This is a genomic window from Algoriphagus confluentis, from assembly GCF_036245625.1.
GTDB lineage: Bacteria > Bacteroidota > Bacteroidia > Cytophagales > Cyclobacteriaceae > Algoriphagus > Algoriphagus confluentis.
Genome location: NZ_BTPD01000009.1, coordinates 188,999 through 208,259 on the forward strand (window position 1 = coordinate 188,999; position 19,261 = coordinate 208,259).

At 45.0% G+C, this 19,261-nt stretch carries 19 protein-coding genes; 7 read left to right on the forward strand and 12 right to left on the reverse strand.

Translation table 11 applies throughout. The features are described from left to right. The first annotated feature begins 105 nt into the window (after positions 1-105). The 4 genes from AAA943_RS15000 to AAA943_RS15015 all read left to right on the forward strand — a co-directional run bounded on the left by AAA943_RS15000 (position 106) and on the right by AAA943_RS15015 (position 6,205). Positions 106-1,311: a hypothetical protein gene (locus tag AAA943_RS15000; RefSeq protein WP_338225082.1), complete on the forward strand. Its 1,206-nt coding sequence runs from the start codon at positions 106-108 to the stop codon at positions 1,309-1,311. After that, the gene (locus tag AAA943_RS15005) at positions 1,308-2,435 is read left to right on the forward strand and encodes a hypothetical protein (RefSeq protein ID WP_338225083.1); all 1,128 of its coding nucleotides are present in this window, start codon (positions 1,308-1,310) and stop codon (positions 2,433-2,435) included. The genes AAA943_RS15000 and AAA943_RS15005 overlap by 4 nt, the downstream gene beginning before the upstream one ends. Then, positions 2,432-3,601, forward strand: a complete 1,170-nt coding sequence (locus AAA943_RS15010) for a hypothetical protein (protein WP_338225084.1) — start codon at positions 2,432-2,434, stop codon at positions 3,599-3,601. Before AAA943_RS15005 ends, AAA943_RS15010 begins: the two co-directional genes overlap by 4 nt. Before the next feature lie 93 nt (positions 3,602-3,694). Further along, complete coding sequence (locus AAA943_RS15015) at positions 3,695-6,205, forward strand: WD40/YVTN/BNR-like repeat-containing protein (RefSeq protein WP_338225085.1); 2,511 nt, start codon at positions 3,695-3,697, stop codon at positions 6,203-6,205. A gap of 55 nt (positions 6,206-6,260) precedes the next feature. Here the strand turns inward: AAA943_RS15015 and AAA943_RS15020 are convergent, their stop codons facing one another. From AAA943_RS15020 to AAA943_RS15075, 12 genes are all read right to left on the reverse strand, one after another. After that, on the reverse strand, positions 6,261-6,860 hold the full coding sequence (locus AAA943_RS15020) for a porin family protein (protein ID WP_338225086.1): 600 nt from the start codon (positions 6,858-6,860) through the stop codon (positions 6,261-6,263). Between the two features lie 64 nt (positions 6,861-6,924). Then, positions 6,925-7,284 carry a response regulator gene (locus AAA943_RS15025; RefSeq protein ID WP_338225087.1) on the reverse strand — a complete coding sequence of 120 codons (360 nt, stop codon included), beginning with the start codon at positions 7,282-7,284 and terminating at the stop codon, positions 6,925-6,927. Between the two features lie 128 nt (positions 7,285-7,412). Continuing rightward, positions 7,413-8,798, reverse strand: a complete 1,386-nt coding sequence (locus tag AAA943_RS15030) for a sodium-dependent transporter (protein WP_338225088.1) — start codon at positions 8,796-8,798, stop codon at positions 7,413-7,415. 39 nt (positions 8,799-8,837) lie between these two features. After that, positions 8,838-9,773 (reverse strand): SDR family oxidoreductase, encoded by a 936-nt coding sequence (locus AAA943_RS15035; RefSeq protein WP_338225089.1) that lies wholly within the window; start codon positions 9,771-9,773, stop codon positions 8,838-8,840. Next, on the reverse strand, positions 9,751-10,596 hold the full coding sequence (locus tag AAA943_RS15040) for a peptidylprolyl isomerase (protein WP_338225090.1): 846 nt from the start codon (positions 10,594-10,596) through the stop codon (positions 9,751-9,753). The genes AAA943_RS15035 and AAA943_RS15040 overlap by 23 nt, the downstream gene beginning before the upstream one ends. Position 10,597: 1 nt before the next feature. Next, positions 10,598-11,533 (reverse strand): hydroxymethylbilane synthase, encoded by a 936-nt coding sequence (gene hemC, locus AAA943_RS15045; RefSeq protein ID WP_338225091.1) that lies wholly within the window; start codon positions 11,531-11,533, stop codon positions 10,598-10,600. Beyond that, positions 11,530-12,441: a 30S ribosomal protein S6--L-glutamate ligase gene (rimK, locus tag AAA943_RS15050; protein ID WP_338225092.1), complete on the reverse strand. Its 912-nt coding sequence runs from the start codon at positions 12,439-12,441 to the stop codon at positions 11,530-11,532. The genes hemC and rimK overlap by 4 nt, the downstream gene beginning before the upstream one ends. Further along, complete coding sequence (locus tag AAA943_RS15055; protein ID WP_338225093.1) at positions 12,438-12,878, reverse strand: ATP-dependent zinc protease family protein; 441 nt, start codon at positions 12,876-12,878, stop codon at positions 12,438-12,440. Before AAA943_RS15055 ends, rimK begins: the two co-directional genes overlap by 4 nt. A gap of 3 nt (positions 12,879-12,881) precedes the next feature. Then, positions 12,882-14,021, reverse strand: a complete 1,140-nt coding sequence (locus AAA943_RS15060; RefSeq protein WP_338225094.1) for a DNA polymerase III subunit — start codon at positions 14,019-14,021, stop codon at positions 12,882-12,884. 6 nt (positions 14,022-14,027) lie between these two features. After that, positions 14,028-15,224 carry a GlmU family protein gene (locus tag AAA943_RS15065; RefSeq protein WP_338225095.1) on the reverse strand — a complete coding sequence of 399 codons (1,197 nt, stop codon included), beginning with the start codon at positions 15,222-15,224 and terminating at the stop codon, positions 14,028-14,030. Positions 15,225-15,292: 68 nt separating this feature from the next. Next, complete coding sequence (locus tag AAA943_RS15070; RefSeq protein ID WP_026950917.1) at positions 15,293-15,538, reverse strand: type B 50S ribosomal protein L31; 246 nt, start codon at positions 15,536-15,538, stop codon at positions 15,293-15,295. A gap of 120 nt (positions 15,539-15,658) precedes the next feature. Continuing rightward, positions 15,659-16,300 carry a carboxypeptidase-like regulatory domain-containing protein gene (locus AAA943_RS15075; RefSeq protein ID WP_420915611.1) on the reverse strand — a complete coding sequence of 214 codons (642 nt, stop codon included), beginning with the start codon at positions 16,298-16,300 and terminating at the stop codon, positions 15,659-15,661. A gap of 102 nt (positions 16,301-16,402) precedes the next feature. On the opposite strand from AAA943_RS15075, the gene AAA943_RS15080 reads away from it, so the two are divergent. The 3 genes from AAA943_RS15080 to pruA all read left to right on the forward strand — a co-directional run bounded on the left by AAA943_RS15080 (position 16,403) and on the right by pruA (position 19,196). After that, positions 16,403-16,786 carry an ArsR/SmtB family transcription factor gene (locus AAA943_RS15080; RefSeq protein ID WP_338219957.1) on the forward strand — a complete coding sequence of 128 codons (384 nt, stop codon included), beginning with the start codon at positions 16,403-16,405 and terminating at the stop codon, positions 16,784-16,786. Positions 16,787-16,793: 7 nt separating this feature from the next. Continuing rightward, a complete protein-coding gene (locus tag AAA943_RS15085; RefSeq protein ID WP_338225096.1) occupies positions 16,794-17,489 on the forward strand; it encodes a YjjG family noncanonical pyrimidine nucleotidase in 696 nt (231 codons plus the stop codon). 72 nt (positions 17,490-17,561) lie between these two features. Next, positions 17,562-19,196, forward strand: coding sequence for an L-glutamate gamma-semialdehyde dehydrogenase (pruA, locus tag AAA943_RS15090; RefSeq protein ID WP_338225097.1), 1,635 nt, complete (start codon positions 17,562-17,564; stop codon positions 19,194-19,196). The last annotated feature ends 65 nt before the right edge of the window (positions 19,197-19,261 follow it).

Sequence of the window (19,261 nt, forward strand, 5' to 3'; positions counted from 1 at the left end):
CGAACCATTAAAATTGTAAACCCGTCAGTTAATTCTGGCGGGTTTTCCTTTTTTAAAAATATTCCAGTGACTTTGTTGATTTATAAAAATTCATTGATTTTTTTAGTGAAAAAACTGGAAATGAATCGATATCCTTACCTCTTACTTTTATCTTTTTGGTTTTTGATCTCGGGCTGTAATCCAAATGCCCATGAGACGGTTGTAAACAGAACTCCTGCCAACTGGGAGTTTGAAAAAGTGGATTCGCTTCGGATTGACATTCTGGGCAATCCCGTCTTGGCAGATGTGGAGTTTGGCAAAGTATTGATCTACGATACCCAAAGTCGGGAATTCTTAATCCTGAATCTTCAGGGAGAAGTGCAGAGCCGGTTCATAAAAGATGGAGACTCCTTTGACAATTTTGGGTTTCCCCTCTTGCTCCCCGCCTTTTTAAACGAAAATCAGGTGATGATTCCGGGTACTTCAGGCCTGTTAATTTATGATCTGGAGGGAAAGATGGAAGCCAAAATCCCCCATCCCGAGGTGCTTTCCGGAAGTACTTTTACCAATTTCCCGGGCTATTCCATCGACTATTTAAACAGTGGTGACAGAAAAAAGATACTCAGCAAATCTTTTCGAATCTTCGAATCCTACGTCGGTCAAAAGGAATTTTATTCCCGGTTTCGGGCCTTGGAAGTGCTCAATTTGGAAGACACCACAAGCCGGGCTTGGATTCCCTTCCCGGAAGACAGCCGATTTAAGAATGGGAATGGCTATATCCAAAGTGACTTTGAGCCTTATTTCGCAGCAGACGAAAAAGATGTGTATTTGGCCTTCGCCGGAGAACCCCGACTTCATCAGTTTGCCTGGTTGGGAGATTCACTCAGCTACCAAATAACGATGGACTTGAAGCTTCCCGATTTTGCAGAAATCACCGGGAAGCCCTTGGAAAAGCTGGCAGATGTTGGGGTATCCACCAACCTTTCCACAGCAGCAATTCGAAAAGTCAGCCTTTGGGGGGATCGTATCTTAGTTTTGTTTTACCCTGGATTATCCACCGAACAAGCGGAAGCCATCACTATGGAATTCCAAAAAGGAAACAGGGAGGAAGCCTTGGCAATGAGAAAATCATTCTTGGGCGACCGAAAGATGGGCATGGCCGTGGTGGACAAAACCTCATTCCAGCAGCTGGGCATAGCCCAGTTTCCTGATTGGGTCAATCCTGGTGGATTTGTGAGAGAGGGCGAAGATTTTTGGTTCCAAAAAGCCTTCAATCCCGATGAGGAAGAGGATTTCTTGAAGATTTACAAAGTAAAACTGGTGGAGAAGTGAGAATAGCAGTTGTATTGTTATTTGGCATACTTTTCCTGAACTCTTGTCAGCCTTTGGAGGACAAGAGGAAATCAGAGTCCTACGAATGGGAACTGGTCATCCTAGACTCAATCCAAGTAGATTATTTGGGCCGGGTGGATGGATTGGAGTTCAAAGATGGGAAAGGGGTCCTGTTCAATTTCAAGGAAAACAAGCTATTGGAATTTGACTCAAGTGGGAAAATTCTTCATGAGCAAAGCTATCCCTTCGATGGTCCGGATAAGGTATTTTATCCTGTTCAGTTAAAATACACGAATGACGGCAAGCTTTACGGGGCAAGTTTCATCGGATGGCTTTACGAATTCAACTCGGATCTGACATTCCAACGGGAAATCAAATTGCCCTTCCTGACAGAAGCAAAAGACGGTGGAGGCTTGAGAAGGGTCCTTGAGGAATGGAGGGATAAATTAATCCTATATTATCCGGGGCGGGATGGAGCCAACCCGTATGACCCATTCTTTTTCAGAGATCATTTTTTACTGGAAAAAGTGGATCCATCAACAGGAGCAGCTGAGCCGATTATTCGGACACCTTCCACGTCCCGGTATAGTTCGGACAAGTACTACGAAAGGCCTTGGGTCAATTTTGGGATTCTGGGTGATACGCTCTACTTCACTTTGGATAATGAACCCCTAATTCATCTGTATGATTTGAATCAAAACGGAAAGTATCTAAGCACCTTAAATTTCCGGCCCAGTAGGTTTGAAGACAATGGAGAACACACAGAAAAGTACCAATATATCTCCGGTACCCAAATGCTGGATGGTCGGATCAAGCAACTTTTCCCAACAAAGGAGGGAGTCGTAGTCACTTTCGAGGAAGGGATTACAGCCGATATTTTTGCTCAAAACAACCTGAAAGATCCAAAAAACTTCCCGCTTTATGCCCAATTCCAAAACCAAATCCTAAAGATCGTCCAGCTGGACGGAACCCTTTCCAACGAAATCATCATCCCAAATCAAGTAGACCGCTTGGTAGGTCTTCAATCCCTCGACGAACCCTTTTTCGCCGTTCGGGACGACGAATGGATTGGAGAGGAGCAGGATTACATCACGTTTTATAAACTCAAATTGGTCAAAAAATGAAAAACCAACTTTCTTTACTACATCTCCTGATTCTTTTGGCCATTTCCTGCAGCCAAAAGGAAGAATCCCTTTCCGAAAAACCCCTGTCCGAACAGCAATTAGAGTTTGAGATTTACGATTCGCTGGTAGTGGATTATTTGGGGAATCTGTATTTGGCGGATATCTCTGAGGATGGAAAGACTTTTCTGTTGATTGATCAACAAACGGATACGCTTTTTGTAACTGATTCTCAGGGAGCAATCATTCATAAATTTGGCAAAAAAGGAGAAGGCCCCGGAATGTATCCTCAAGGGAGGTTAGGCCCACCAAGATTTTTAAACAAGGAGGAAATAATCATTCCGTCGTGGAAAGGATTTTACCTTTACTCCTTATCAGGAGATGCTACTCGGAGCTTTTCTCCTGAGTTTAACCCCACGACTTCTTTTGTTAATCAATATGACAATAGCCTAGTGGACTATCAGGAAAAGATTTATTATCCTCTGGAAGGAAGGATAGCAAATGAACATGGGGTAGAAGGCCGGAAATTTCAAACTCATGTCAAAAGAGTGGAAGTGCTAGATCTAAACAGTGGAATATTTACTCCTGCGATTCCTTTCCCGAAAACATCAAAATTTAGCACTGGTGAGAAAAGCTTCCTCAATATCAATTACACCACCTCGCTAGCTAGAAAGGAAGATTCGCTTTATGTAGCCTTCAGAAATGAGCCAGTTATTTATGGATACCATTTTTCACAGTTGGACACTCCTACCACCCGATACACTATTCCATTTGAGGGATTTATTGAAAAGGAGCCAAAGGATGCCGAAAAATTCGGGCCTTATGAGGTAAGGGATGTGTATGTCGGTGCGATAAATTCCTTTTACCGAACAGAAAAAAACCGGTTTCTAATTAAATATAATCGAGGTCTTACTGATGAAGAGTATCAAGAGATTTTTGCGCTTATCGAAAAAGATCAGGAGGCAGGCTTTGCAAAAATGAGACAGATCAATACCAATGGAAGCATTCTTTTCGATGGAAAATCACTGAGCTCACTGATCAAAAAACCAATAAGTTTAGGCTTTACCTACGAGTTTATTTCTGAGGATGAAATTTGGTTTACCCCAAATTTTGAAGAAATAGAAAACGACTATTCAGTTCTCTACAAAACCCGCATTATCTCCAAATAATCACCGCTCAAAAAGACCTTTTCCCGCCCAAAAGCGCCTTGGCAAGACTTTGATCTCCTTTGCTTATATTCCCTCCTGATCAAAAAGAACCCCATGCAAAAATCCACCTACCTGATCTTGGCCGCTGCGGGAATGCTATCATTCAATTCCCTTGCCCAAGATATCAAGCCAACTTCTGAAAAAACCCTTCAGGAATCCATAGACAAGCACAAAGCCCTTTTCGAATCCTCGCCTCTGAGGGATTTCAAAGCCCGAAACGTAGGCCCAACCAACATGTCCGGCCGAATTGTCGATATCGAGGTAGCCAATAACCCCAACACCTATTACATCGCCGCCGCATCGGGTGGAATCTGGAAAACCACCGACAACGGGCAGTCTTTCACACCCATCTTTGACCATCAGAGTGCTTTAGGCATTGGAGCTATGGCTCTTTCGGCTTCTGACAACAATATCCTTTGGGTAGGCACTGGAGAGGACAATTCAAGCCGATCCACCTACGCCGGATCGGGAGTGTACAAGTCCACCGACGGAGGACAAACCTGGCAACATATGGGGCTCGTTCATTCCCAGCATATCGGTCAGATTCTCATTCACCCGACCAACCCGGATGTGGTATGGGTAGGCTCCATGGGCGGTCTTTATTCCAAAAACAAAGAGCGTGGACTCTACAAAACTACCGACGGAGGCAAAACCTGGAAAAAAGTCCTCTACATCGATGACAATACCGGAATCATTGACATTCAGATTCATCCAACCAATCCTGATGTGCTCTTAGCCGCAAGCTGGGAGCGCTTCCGTCAGGCTCACGACTTCATCGGCAACGGAAAGAGCTCTGCCATCTGGAGATCAGAAGACGGAGGCAATACCTGGAAAAAAGCCGTCGAAGGCTTCCCCCAGGATGAATTTGTTGGAAGAATCGGTTTTGATTTCGCAAAAAGCAATCCCGATGTAGTCTATGCACTTTTGGACAATCAAGGGAAATCCGACAAACCTGCTCCAGAACCCCGACGTCGAGGAAATCAGCAGCAGGAAGAAAATCCAATCAAAATCGAAGACTTTAAATCCATGTCCTTGGAGGAGGCACTAGCCCTGGAAGACAAAAGGCTGGAGACTTTTCTTCGCAGAAATCAATTTGCTACTCACTACACCCCATCCGAGCTAAAGCGTCAGCTAAAAACAGGTAAAATCACCACAGCTCAAATCGCCGACTACAACGGCGGTGCAGTAGATGCCAATGCTGCCATGTTTGGACAGCCCATCATAGGTGCAGAAGTTTATCGCTCTGTGGATTCAGGTAAAAGCTGGCAATTGGTCTCCGAATCAGATATCCGGCAGCTTTACAACACCTACGGTTATTACTTTGGTGAAATTCGGGTGAGTTCCTCAGACGAAAATGAGGTTTTTGTATTGGGCGTTCCTTTGTTGGTTTCCAGAGATGGAGGCAAAAACTTCTCCCGAACCGACTCTGTCGGCCGACCCCACTCTGACCATCAGGCGATGTGGATCAATCCAAAAGACAGCAAGCATATCCTTCTGGGAAATGACGGGGGACTTTATCGAAGTTACGGTGGAGGAGCGATTTGGGATCACCTGAATACCCAAATGCCCATTTCCCAATTCTACTCCATCATGGTCGATCAAGCCACACCCTACAATATCTACGGTGGTATGCAAGACAATGGAGTTTGGTATGGAAAGTCCACCAACAAACCGGAGGATCCATGGGAGCCTTTGCTTGGGGGTGACGGAATGGTCGTCGCTGTGGATACCCGGGACAATGACATCGTGTATACCGGGTCACAGTTTGGAAACTACATGCGGATCAACAAAAAGACAGGGGAGAGACGGCGAATCACTCCTGGACATGATATCGGAAATGCTCCCAATCGGTGGAACTGGAGAACTCCTGCCGAGCTGAGTTACCACAATCAAGACATCGTGTATATGGGTTCACAGTACGTGTACCAGTCCCTCGATCAGGGTAATACTTGGGCTACGATCTCGCCTGACCTCACCAAAAATCAAAAGAGCGGCAATGTTCCTTTTGCGACACTTACTGTAGTAGAAGAATCGCCTTTGGAGTTTGGGACGCTTTACGCAGGAACCGATGATGGAAACGTGTGGATCACACGCAACAACGGAGGAAACTGGACCAGCTTGAATGCAGGATTGCCACAAGACCGCTGGGTGAGCAGTATTTCTCCCTCCAAATTCAAAGAAGGCCGAGTGTATATCACCTTAAATGGGTATCGTTTTGATGAATTCAATACCTATGTGTACATGAGTGAGGACTATGGAAAGACTTGGAAATCCATCAAAGGAAATCTTCCGGAAGAGGCAACCAACATCATCATCGAAGACCCCAAAATGCCTAATTTGCTTTACTTGGGGACTGACCAAGGCTTGTATGTAAGCTTGGACGAAGGAAAAAATTGGAACCTATTCCAAGGGGAGATTCCGAATGTGGCCATTTACGATATGGTCATTCAGGAAAGAGAAAACCACCTTGTAGTGGGTACGCATGGACGCAGTGTGTATGTCGTCGATCTGAAACAGATTCACGAATGGGCCAAGCCCGGACCCAAAGTCATGGAAAACAAGTAAACTAAAAAAGCCTCTGAAGTCGAAATCAGAGGCTTTTTTATGGAAAATCAGAAAATCAAAACAAACGAAATCCAACGGAAAGAATCCATTGATTGATTCGGTTATCGGTCTGGAATTGCCCCACGTTTTGGGTAACTTTAGAAAGGCCTCCTTCATATTTTCCTTCTAAGGAAAGATTGCCGATATCCACACCTACACCGGCTTGGTAGCCTAAAGTAGCGTTGCTGAAATTGACTTCTCCCACGGTGTCGATCGAATCTTCCAGCTTAGAATTGATGTTGATACTGGCCACAGGACCTGCCATCAATCGGATGACTTTAAACACTCTGAAACCAGCTAATACAGGAATATCCAAGCGATTGAACTCCGCTTTATAATTTTCAGGAGGAGTGCCACCGCTTACCTCACCGGGGACAAAGGCAAACTCTCCCTTAGTTTGGGTGAAAAGCAATTCGGGCTGCACAAAAAAGCCTGCTCCGCCAAATCGCCCAAATAAACCAATATGGTACCCTGTCTGTGCACCAGCTGGAACAAAGTTTTCATTTTTAAAATCAAGTTCAGTACTGCTAAGTCCTGCTTTGATTCCAACTCCATTCTGGGAAAAAGCCCAATGGGAGACCAGTAGTAATGTGAAAAGAAATGTGAGTTTTTTCATGAGTAGTGCGGTTTAGTTTTGGTATAAACGCACTTTTTGCAATTCTCTTGCCAGAAAAAAAAGTTTAAGCTACTTGAGACTTTGCCAGCTGATACAAATCGAAAAAATCCATAGGTTTTGGAACGAGGCAATCAAACATTCCTTGGGACTTTTCCTTGTAGTAGTTTACGTCTCCCGCAGTAAAACCAATGATGGGAATTTGCTTGGTCTCCTCACTTTCCCGGATATGCATCGTCAATTCCAACCCATCCATCTCCGGCATCATGATGTCTGTAAGGATAACCTGAAAATCCGGATCAAATTCCAAAAGGACCAGGGCCTCCTTTCCGTTTTTTGCTACTACCACTTCGTCATTTGAATTTTCGAATATTCTTTTCAGAATCATGAGATGGACCGTATCGTCATCTACCAATAAGACTTTCATTAGGCGATCGCGTAGAATACAAAATGCTTTTTCAAGTATGCAAACCTACAAAAAATAATAACGAAATACTACTCAAAAAAAATAGCCAGTATAATTATACTGGCTATTTTCATACGGATCTTTGGATATCAAGCCGCCTGAGGGGCTCCAAACAACCCAATCATATTCAGGATAAGGAGTATAATGACAATCGGGCAAACCCACTTGATAAAGAAAATCCAGGCCGAACGGGAAACACCTTTGAATCCGGGAGCTCCCAGTGCCAATTCGTCTGCGTATTCACTGATTTTCTGACCCCAGCCGGTGTACAGAGAAAGCATCAGACAGATCACAATTACAGCGAAAGTTCCGAAGATAAAGTCCATTGCACCAAAGAATCCCTGAACTGGATTACTAAGGAAGGTGAAGTTGATTTCAGCAAAGAAATTGCCCTCGATTGAGGAAAGTGCCGAAGGAATAGAAAGCAACATCGCTGCGATTCCCACAGTCCAGGTAGCCTTCTTTCTGTTCCACTTGCGATCGTCAATCAAATAGGCTACAGGCACTTCAAGCATGGAAATGGTAGAAGTCAAGGCTGCCACCATCAAAAGTAGAAAGAACAAAGCTCCGATAAAACTTCCTCCTGGCATGGCATCAAATACTCTTGGAAGCACATCAAAAACCAGCGCAGGACCCGCTGCAGGATCTTTGCCAGGCAACAAAGCAAACAAAGCTGGGAACACCATCAAGCCTCCCAACAGCGCAACCGCAGTATCCATACCCGCAATCCAACCGGAAGACTGAATAATATTGGATTTTTTATCCAGATAAGACCCAAAGGTGATCATCAAACCCCATCCCACCGACATGGAGAAAAATGCCTGTCCCAAAGCCTGAAGAATGACCGTCCCGTTGATTTTAGAGAAATCAGGATTAAGGTAGTATTGAATTCCAGCCTCCGCACCTTCGAGGGTCACAGATCTGCCCGCAATAAACAGAATAATGATGAAAAGTATCGGCATTAGAAATTTAGCTGCCTTTTCAATTCCTCCTGAAACTCCTCCCAAAACGATCAAAATAGTCATTAGGATAAACAGGAAGGTCAGAGGAATTACATAAAGAGGAGTTTGTACGAATTCTTCAAAATCCACGGGAATATTGATGATTTCAGTGACTATATATCCAACGGTCCAGCCGGCAATCACTGAATAATAACTGAACACAAAAAAACATACCAGTACACAAAGGACGCCGGCAAGTTGCCAGAATTTGTTACCCCCTGTATCCCGGATAGCACCGATAGGATTTTTTCCGGACTTTCTACCTAAGGCAATTTCATTGAAAAGCAGAGGCAAACCGATAAACAGCACACAGAGAATATATACAAAGACGAAGGCTCCCCCTCCGTTTTCTCCTGTGAGGTAGGGAAATCTCCAAATATTTCCTAAACCTACAGCGGAGCCGGCCGCCGCCATAATAAATCCGAGACTGGATCCAAACTGACCTCTGTCCTCTGAATTAGAACTTACTGCCATAGATGATGCTAAAGTTAAATTAAGGGTATAAACTGCATTTTAAGAGCGGGCTAAGATAATTTGTTTTGCCAAAATACCTATTCCCGCTTGGAAAGTTTTGGGCTCAAAACCGAGTTGTTTTCTTGCTTTATCGATAATAAAGCCTGTTTTTATGGGTCTTTTTGCAGGCTGGGTGAAGCGAGTCGAGTCAGTCCTTCGGATCAGGGTCTTATCCAGTCCAAAAAAATCTGCCGTTTGTATTGCCATATCATATGGAGTCAGCAATTCTTCTCCGGATATATTGAAAATTCCTGTTGCTCGCTTCTCTGCAATCAGAATGCAACCGGCAGCAAGATCTTCAGCCAAAGTCGGAGTCCGGACTTGATCATCCACTACTTGGATTTCCTTTCCCTGCTCCAGCGAAGATTTTACCCAAAGAATGATATTACTCCTGCTTAGCCCCGGAGCGATTCCATAGACTAAGACCGTTCGGGCGATGGCCCAAGACAAAGCGGAGTTTTTTACCAATTCCTCTCCCTCCAGCTTGGTCTGACCATAAAAATTCACCGGCTCAGGGGAGGCGTTTTCATCGTAGGGGTTCATTCCGTCTTCCCCGGAAAAGATGAAGTCAGTGGAAACAAAAATAAAATGAGCGTTTACCTTTTCAGCTGCCGAAACCAAGAAACGGGTAGCAGTGACATTGGCAAGATAGCAAGCTTCTTGATTCAGCTCACATTCGTCCACGTGGGTCATTGCAGCGCCATGAATCAGCACGTCCGGCTGGATATTCCCAATCACTTCTTCCACGTTGGCTTGATCTTCAATGTCCAACATCTGATAGTGAAAGCCTTTTCCGGATAAACGAGAAGGCCCTCTTCCTGTGGCTATGACCTCAAAATTCCCCTGATTAATCAACTGATCCACCAACTTCTGTCCCAAAAGCCCATTGGCTCCGGTGATCAGTATTTTGGGCTTATTTGGATTCGGGGTAGACATAACCAAACTCTTTTTCAATCTTCTTTTTGGAAACTTTTTCTACCGTCACCTTCATGTACACCGGATTATTGGGTATTTCCCGAGTGGTAGGCTCAGCGGCAATTTTATCCACGACCTCCAATCCAGAGAGGACTTGCCCAAAAACCGTGTATTCAAAATCCAGGTGAGGAGCACCTCCAATCTCTGCATAGGCTTTGACTTGCTCCGAAGTGTAATCTTTGGTCAGCTTTATTTTTAATGTTTCTGCTATTTCATCCCGTTTAGAAAGAAGCAAATTGGTCAAGCTGTCAAACTTCTGCTCTTCGTATAAGCGGGTGTATTCCTGCTTGAGATCCTGAGCAGAACCCAACTGCATGTACTGAAAGACGGCTTTCTGGAGAGCGGGAAAATCGGTGGTCAATTCCTGTTCCTCGTAGGTTCTTCCATCTACAATATAAAACTGCGACCCGTTACTTCTCTTTTGGGGATTAATATTGTCTCCCTGTCTGGCAGCCGCTATCATCCCTTTGGTATGGACATGATTGGTGCGGATCTCAGCGGGAAGGGTCGGCCACTCCTGTGCTGGCAAATCTTCTTTTCCGAAAACATCCCCGCCTTGGACCATGAAGTCTTGAATGATCCGATGAAACTGAGTCGAGTCAAATCTGCCAGCCTCTGCCAAAGCAATGAAATTGTTCTTGTGCTCCGGTGTGTCATCAAAAAGAATGGCTTTGATAGCTCCATGCCTAGTTTCTATAGTGACCAAATAGTCTTTGTTTTGTCCACAAGCAGCAAAGCTCAATAGGACCAGGATCAGCGCGAGCCCTCTCCAGTGAAATCTCATATCAGCGAATTGTTTTTTTTATTTCTTCCAAAATTTCTTTGCCTCCCGCTTGAAGAACTTGCTCTGCGAGTTGCTCTCCTAAGCGCTCAGGGGCATTTTTGGCACCGGAAACGGAAAGACGAATTCTCTTTTGCCCGTCCAGACTGATAATTCCCCCGTCTAAGGTCAGTTTTTCGCCCTCAACAGAGGCAAGAGCAAAAACAGGAATACTGCATCCCCCCTCCAAAACTCTGAGATAGGCACGTTCTGCCCGAAGCTGAGCTTCGGTCTCGGAATGATTACATGCCTGGATAATTTTTTCCCTGATTTCAGGATTCAATGATTTGGCCGATTCGATGGCTACTGAGCCCTGTCCCACCGCCGGAATAAACTCCTCCAAACTCAACAACTGCGCTATTTGACTATCATATCCCATCCGGTGGACTCCTGCGAAGGCTAACAACAAGGCATCACAAAGCCCTTCTTCCATCTTTCGGATTCGGGTTTGAAGATTTCCCCTGACCTCAACTGTTTTTACATGGGGATAAAAATGTTTCAAAGTCGCTACTCTCCGGGTCGAAGAAGTGCCGATCACCAGTGGTTTTTCGGTAGAAGAGAGACTGATCTCTTTGTCATTGGACAGCAACACATCATTGACTTGCTCTCGCTCAGTAAAAGCGATCAGCTCAAAAGCCTCATCCAGTCTAGATTGCATATCCTTTGCCGAGTGGACCGCAATATCAATCCTCCCGTCCTGGAGCTGATCTTCCAATTCCTGGGTAAAAACTCCTTTGCTCCCGATTTTGGCAATGGAAACATCCAAGACTTGATCCCCTTTGGTGTCGATCAGCACAATCTCGGTCTCCATCCCGGCTTGCCTAAGGAGATCCTCTACATGATAGGCCTGCCAGAGAGCCAGCTTACTTCCTCGGGTACCGATTTTTACTTTATAACTCATTGATTTTTGTCTCTTTTTAAGGTGGGCATCTTTCGGACTCCCGCCTCCACGTATTTGATAATTTCTGCCGCCACATTGACCCCGGTGGCACTTTCTATTCCCTGAAGTCCAGGTGAACTGTTCACTTCCAAAATCAAAGGGCCCCGGTCGGATTGAAGCAAGTCCACTCCTGCTACATCCAAGCCCAGAGCCTTGGCCGCATTGAGAGCTGCTTGTTTTTCTGCCCGGCTAAGTTTGATTACTGTGGCTACCCCACCTCGGTGAAGATTGGAGCGAAACTCACCCTCAGCACCCTGTCGCTTCATTGCGCCGACGACCTTGCCATGCACGACAAAAGCCCGGATATCAGCTCCTTTGGCTTCTTTGATGTATTCCTGCACGATGATTCGGGCTTTCAAGCCATGAAATGCTTCAACTACAGACTGTGCGGCTTTTTTGGTCTCGGCCAAAACCACCCCAAGCCCCTGCGTACCTTCCAGCAATTTGATGATGACAGGAGCACCTCCTACCTGTCCGATGAGCTGCTTTTCTCCTCCTTTGGAAAAATTGGTAAAGGCTGTTTTTGGCATCCCAAGGCCATTTTTGGAGAGAATCTGAAGACTTCTCAGCTTATCTCTACTCCGGACAATCGCTTGGGAAGTCACTGCTGAAAATGCCCCCATCAATTCAAACTGACGGACCACAGCGGTGCCATAAAACGTAACAGAAGCGCCAATCCTTGGAATGATGGCATCGATTCCTTCGAGTAGTTGGCCTTTGTAAAAAATGGAGGGGCCATTTTGCTCAATGATCAGATCACAAAGACTGTGGTCGACAATCAATGCCTCATGCCCAGCCTTTTTGATCTCTTCAAAAAGCCTTCTGGTGGAATAAAGCTTAGGATTTCTGGATAAGATGGCAATCTTCATTTTTTGCTGCGATAGGGTTTTCCCAAATTGGTTTTGGATACATCTACCAGAAATCTCCCTCTCAGGATTTTTCGTCCCAACAAGATGGAATTCTTCATTGTAGAGCGGTCGGAAAGGGTAAATTCTGCAATGAATTTTTCTCCCGCCAAGCTAAGTTCGGTCTCGATCAAATATCGGATTTCAGCCTGACCGAAGGAATTCTTGACTTTCTTCTCCCGGTATTTTTCAAAGACCAGGGTTTTGCCTGTAAATTTATTATGGGCTGGCATCAGAATCTGAAATTTCAGCACTTTTTTCCCAGCCACTACTTCTTCCCGGATTTCTTCTGCATGAAGACTGCTCGTATAGGCCCCTGTGTCTACTTTTGCCCACACCAAACTTAACCCCAGTTTTGGAAGGCTGATTTTTTCTTTCCGTCCGATTATTCGCTGGTCCATAGGTTAGGATTTAGCCATCAGCAAAAGCAAGTCCATAGAAAGGTCCGTAAAAATCATTTTGGCATTTCCATTTCGCTCCAGGTGGTAGTGCGCTTTGTTGAATGCCTCATACATCTTCTCCACATGATCTTCTGTCAGGACTTTTTTGCTGATTTTGGAGATAAAATCCAAGTCTTCTTCCGTGGTGCGAAGGAGCTGATCGATATCCAGGTTTTTCAGCATGATCTCCCGGGTCACATTCAGTCCGGCCAGCATCATGGATTTTTGGGCTTCCTTATCTCGTTTATGAAAAAGATCTGAAAGCGAAAAAATCTCCTTCATGTTTTTGCTTGCGCAAAGTCGAAACCAATCCCTGATTTCCCGGACGGTATGATCCTCCGTATTGTCCAAAAGCCTAAAAGCTTCTCCTAAATTGCCATCAGCAAGCATGGCCACTTGCTCGGCGGATTTGGGATCACAAAGTCCCTGATCGACCAAATGGGACTTGATTTCCTCATCAGTAAAGGCTCTCACCAGAATCTTTTGAGTTCGGGAAAGAATGGTTGTCAGCAATTGATCTGCTTGAGCCGTCACGAGGATAAAAATGGTCTTAGCAGGCGGTTCTTCCAGGATTTTAAGCAATGAATTGGCTGCAGAAGGATGCATGTACTCCGGTGCCCAGATCAACATGATCTTATATCCGCCTTCGAATGACATCAAAGAGAGGGTCTGAATGATCCGTCTTCCCGCTGCACGGGAGATGTTGAGCTGCTTTTTCTCAAACCCAAGAAAATAAATAAAGTCGTGGATGGATCCATAAGGCTGATACTGAACAAATTCTCTCCAGCGGGAAAGATTGTCCGTCTTATCCTCCTCATCATCTTTTTTATCCTCATCCTTATCCTTTCCTACCTCCGGAAAGGCGAAATTCATATCAGGAAGAATCAGCTTTTTCATTCGCTGACAGGAGCTGCAAGTGCCGCAGGAGTCTAATTCTCCCGGATTTTCGCAGAAGAGGTAAGTAGCCAAAGCCAAAGCCAAAGTTAGATTGGCGGAACCTTCCGGACCGTGAAACAGGAGCGCATGTGCCAAATGATTGAATTTGACAGCGTTGATAAGTTTCTCTTTGGTCTCTGGCAAGCCAGGAATTTCAGCAAATTGCATGGTGTATCAGGTCGTTTTATCCCAAATCCTGTAACTCTTGGTCAATTCAAAAACCTGCTCCAAAATCTCCTGTTCGGTCGTATCCCATTCTTTGGATCTTCTGGAAAAGACGACACGAGCAGCTTCGACAAATTTTCCAAAACTGAAGGTAGAGAATCCGGCAGCCCCTCCCCAGGAGAAGGAAGGGATAAAATTTCTTGGAAACCCGTCTCCGAAAATATTGGCCCCTACTCCGACTACAGTACCGGTATTGAACATGGTATTGATCCCACATTTACTGTGGTCTCCCATCATCAGACCGCAAAACTGAAGCCCGGTGTTGGTAAATCCACCCTTGGTATAGTCCCAAAGTTTGACCGGAGCGTAATTGTTTTTCAAGTTGGAGGTATTGGTATCTGCACCGAGATTGCACCATTCACCGATCACGGAATTGCCCAAAAAGCCTTCGTGCCCCTTATTGGAATAGCCGAAAATGACTGAATTGGAAATCTCTCCACCCACTTTAGAATAGGGGCCAACAGTAGTATCGCCTCTGAGTTTGGCCCCCATATTGACCGTCGATCCCTCACCTAGGGCAAAGGGTCCTCGAATCAGGGAACCTTCCTGAACTTCAGAATTACGACCTAGATAAATCGGTCCATTTTCTGCGTTGAGTACGGCAGCTTTGATTTTCACCCCTTCCTCCACAAAAATGTTTTCCGGAGAATATACTATCGTGTGGGGATCCGTAATTTTTTGGCTAGTACGTCCCTGAGTAATCAATCTTAAGTCAGCACGGATTGCCTCTCCGTTGAATCGAAAGATATCCCAAGTATGTTGAACGAAAGGAGGCTGAAAATCCAGCTGAATCGGTTTCTTGTGTGCGAAAAAGGAAAGATTTTTCTCTGTCTCTCCGATGTAGGCAGCCACAGGAATTTTGCCCAAAAACAAAGCCTCATCCGTGTTGAGGGTTTTAAGCGATTGGATCAATTCTCTGGAAGGAAGAAAACCAGCATTGATCGCCAAATGGTCGCCTTCAGTCCGAGAAAACTTCTCTTCTAAATACGGCTGAGTAAGATAAGAAACTGGGCTACCACTGATTTTCTCCCACTTTTCGGATATTTTCAGGATACCTACGCGGATATCCGCAACAGGCCGGGTGAAGGTGAAGGGCAAAAGTGATCCCCGGATGGCAGGATCGTCGAACAAAAGAATTTGCTTCATGGGACAAAAATAAAAAAGTCTCCCAGAATCCATGCTCCGGGAGACTTTTTACCAAGTGTGTCTTGGAATTACTTCTTTGCGTATCTCTTGTTGAATTTCTCCACTCGACCAGCGGTATCAAGAAGCATTTTCTTACCGGTGTAGAAGGGATGAGATTCAGAGCTCACTTCGATTTTGTACACTGGATAAGTTTTGCCGTCGGTCCACTCGATAGTTTCGGAAGTCTCGATGGTGGATTTGGTCAAGAACTTAAACTCGCTTGAGGTGTCGTAAAATACTACGTCTCTGTAGTTTGGATGAATATCTTTTTTCATGCTATAGCTAGTTTTCTTTTGCCTTTTTCAAATGAGGCACAAAGATATTGTTTTATACAAAATGCACCAAATCTTTGTCAAGGATTTATTAACTCTCTGGAAAGAAAGTCGAAAAAGGCCCTATTTACTCTTCAGATCACCCCGCTTGATCGAGCGGATAAACTGAGACCAAGCAAATGGATCAAGAATTCGGAGTGGTCTGGGGCCGTACAAGTCCTGATTTTGGAGCATTTGCCCCTGTTGAAAATAGCGGAAATTCTCGTTACCTGAAGCGGGCATGGTCTCTGCCCACCTGAGGAGCATTTCCGGACTCATATTGGACCGGCTGATGGACATCGGGTCGACCACATTCATAGCCACCACGGCTTTCTTGAATTCATCCTCGGTAGGATATGGCATGACTTCGATCTCGGCAAGGGCGATTTCATCTACCTCCATCGTCAAAATCAAGCTGATACGGTCATTTTCAAATCCATCTGGCACTTTGAAAGTCTGTTTTTTCAATCCAATGAAAGTAAAAACCACACTGTCACCCTCAAGTACCGGCATGGAGAAATAGCCAAATCTGCCGGAGACCGTCCCCCTCCCTTTTTTGGGAACATAAATATTTACTCCGGGCACAGCATCGGTGCTGTCGGCATTGAGGATAATACCAGAGAGCTGGATTACTTTTTTGTCCCGGTCATCCTGGGCCAAAGCACTTTGAAATAGGCTGCAAAAACCCAAAACCAAAGCAAAAGAAAGAAAGTAGGTTATTTTCACGAATTATTAAATCAATTTAGTCCGTAGACCTCAGCCTATTTACTAGGCCCAATTTCGGCCTAAATTTTAATTTTACACCTGCTGGCAAGTTAAAACTTACAAATGAGACTCAAAAATATCAGTTTGACTTATGGATTGCGAATTTTTAAGGCGCTTTCCGAAGAACCTCGAGTGAGAATGATCCATTTGCTTATGCTTAACAAAGAATTGAGCATTTCGGATTTAGAACACATATTGGATTTTACCCAGACTAAAACCAGCAGACACCTTATTGCGCTCAAAAATGCCGGGCTTTTGGGTAGTCGAAGGGTGGACCAATGGATGTTTTATTACATCCTGGAAGAATATCTTGAAATCATTCAGCAGATTTTCAAGTTTATCCAAAAAGATCCCAGCTTAATCAAGGATCAGGAGACCTTCGAAATCCTCAAATCCAACCGTGAGCTGGCCATCAATAAAATCCAAAACAACCCTTACCGTCGCTGAATCTATCTTGAAAACGTACCAACATCTATTTTTCGATCTGGACCATACCCTTTGGGACTATGATCGAAATGTCACCGAATCACTTTCCGAACTGTACCAAATTTACCAACTGCAGGAATTGGGAATTCCAACGTTCGAAAAGTTTTTTGAAGCCTTTCATGCAGTCAATTTCCAGCTATGGGATTGGTACAATGTGGGTAAAATCGACAAGCACAACCTAAGAAAAGAACGCTTTCCCCGGATCTTTGCCTATGCCGGGGGAAGGGCTGAGGCCATTCCGATGGAATTTGAAGAAGATTTCATGCACCGAACCTCCTCCAAGCCCCATGTTTTTCCCTATTCCAAAGAAATCCTGACTTACCTTAAGGAAAAGTACCAAATCCACGTGATCACCAATGGATTCAATGAGTCTCAGGCAAAAAAGATGAAATCATCCGGCTTGGATGTGTATTTTGACCTCATTGTTACTTCCGAAACCACCGGACATAAAAAACCCGATCCAAGGATTTTTCACTATGCTCTGGATAAACTGAGCACTCAACCAGAATATTGCCTGATGATCGGCGACAATCCCAACTCGGATATTCTTGGCGCACAAAGAGCTGAGATTGATCAGGTTTTCTTCAATCCTGATGGAAAAACCATCGAACTCAAACCGACCTTTGAAATCAGACATCTCAAAGAATTAGAGTCGCTTTTGTAAGTGAAATCACTGCCCTTTCGGTCAGGAAAACTTATCTTTGGCCACTCAGAAATCAAATAAACACCAAATATCATGTTAAAGGGATTTTTCAACGTACCTGCTCCTGTCAATGAGCCGGTAAAATCATATGCTCCGGGCAGCCCCGAGCGGAAAGAACTCCAAGCCATGCTGGCGGAGCTCCGATCCAAGCAGATCGATGTGCCCATGTACATCGGAAGTGAGGAAGTGAGGACTGGCAAAACCCGTCCGATGTCTCCGCCACACGATCATCAACATATCTTGGGACACTTCCACGAGGGCGACGCCTTTCATGTGGAGCAGGCGATCAATGCAGCTTTGGGAGCCAAAGAAGCTTGGGAAAACCTGGAATGGGAACAACGAGCAGCTATTTTCCTCAAAGCGGCGGACCTTTTGGCTGGCCCTTATCGGGCAAAAATCAATGCAGCCACCATGTTGGGTCAATCCAAGAATGCATTTCAGGCAGAAATCGACTCCGCTTGTGAGTTTATCGACTTTCTCAGATTCAATGTGAAATACATGACCGAAATCTACGCCCAACAGCCTCCCGTATCCGGAAACGGCGTTTGGAACCGCGTGGAGCAAAGACCACTAGAAGGTTTCGTGTTTGCATTGACTCCCTTCAACTTTACAGCGATTGCAGGAAATCTCCCAACTTCGGCTGCGATGATGGGCAATACCATCATTTGGAAACCAGCATACACGCAGATTTATTCAGCTCAGGTTTTGATGGAAGTTTTCAAAGAAGCAGGGGTACCAGATGGGGTAATTAACCTGATTTATGTAGATGGCCCAACTGCCGGAGATGTCATTTTCAAGCATCCGGACTTTGCGGGAATTCACTTTACAGGTTCTACCGGGGTATTCCAGCACATTTGGAAAACTATCGGTGAAAACATCAAGCTGTATAAATCTTATCCAAGAATCGTCGGAGAAACCGGAGGAAAGGATTTTGTTCTAGCCCATAAATCTGCAGATGCAAAAGCTGTAGCCGTAGGATTGGTCAGAGGCGCTTTTGAATACCAAGGACAAAAATGCTCCGCCGCATCCCGTGCTTACATCCCATCCAACCTATGGGAGAATGTGAAAAAGTACATGCTGGAGGATTTGGCTTCCATGAAAATGGGTGGCACGGAAGACTTCACCAATTTCATCAATGCGGTGATTGACGAGAAGGCATTTGACAAAATCTCCAATTACATCACCCAAGCGAAATCCGCTCCTGGAGTAGAAGTAATCGCAGGAGGTAATTTTGACAAGTCTAAGGGTTACTTCATCGAACCGACCGTTCTTTTGGTTCAAGACCCGATGTACACCACCATGTGTGAAGAGATCTTCGGTCCGGTCTTGACCATCTATGTGTACCACGAAGAACACTTCGAAACGGTACTCGAACTGGTGGATCAAACTTCTCCTTACGCCTTGACCGGCGCAGTTTTCTCTCAAGACCGCTATGCGATCGAATTGGCAACTCAAAAACTGAGAAATGCCGCAGGCAACTTTTACATCAACGACAAGCCAACAGGTGCCGTGGTCGGTCAGCAGCCATTTGGCGGCGCAAGAGCCTCCGGCACGAATGACAAAGCCGGGTCAATGATCAACCTGCTCCGCTGGGTTTCTCCACGGACTATCAAGGAAACCTTTGTGTCTCCGAAGGATTATCGATATCCGTTTTTGGGCAAAGACTAAAAAATGCTCAATGAGCAATGATCAAATTCAATTTTAAAGAGCCTTGGAGATTTCCAGGGCTTTTT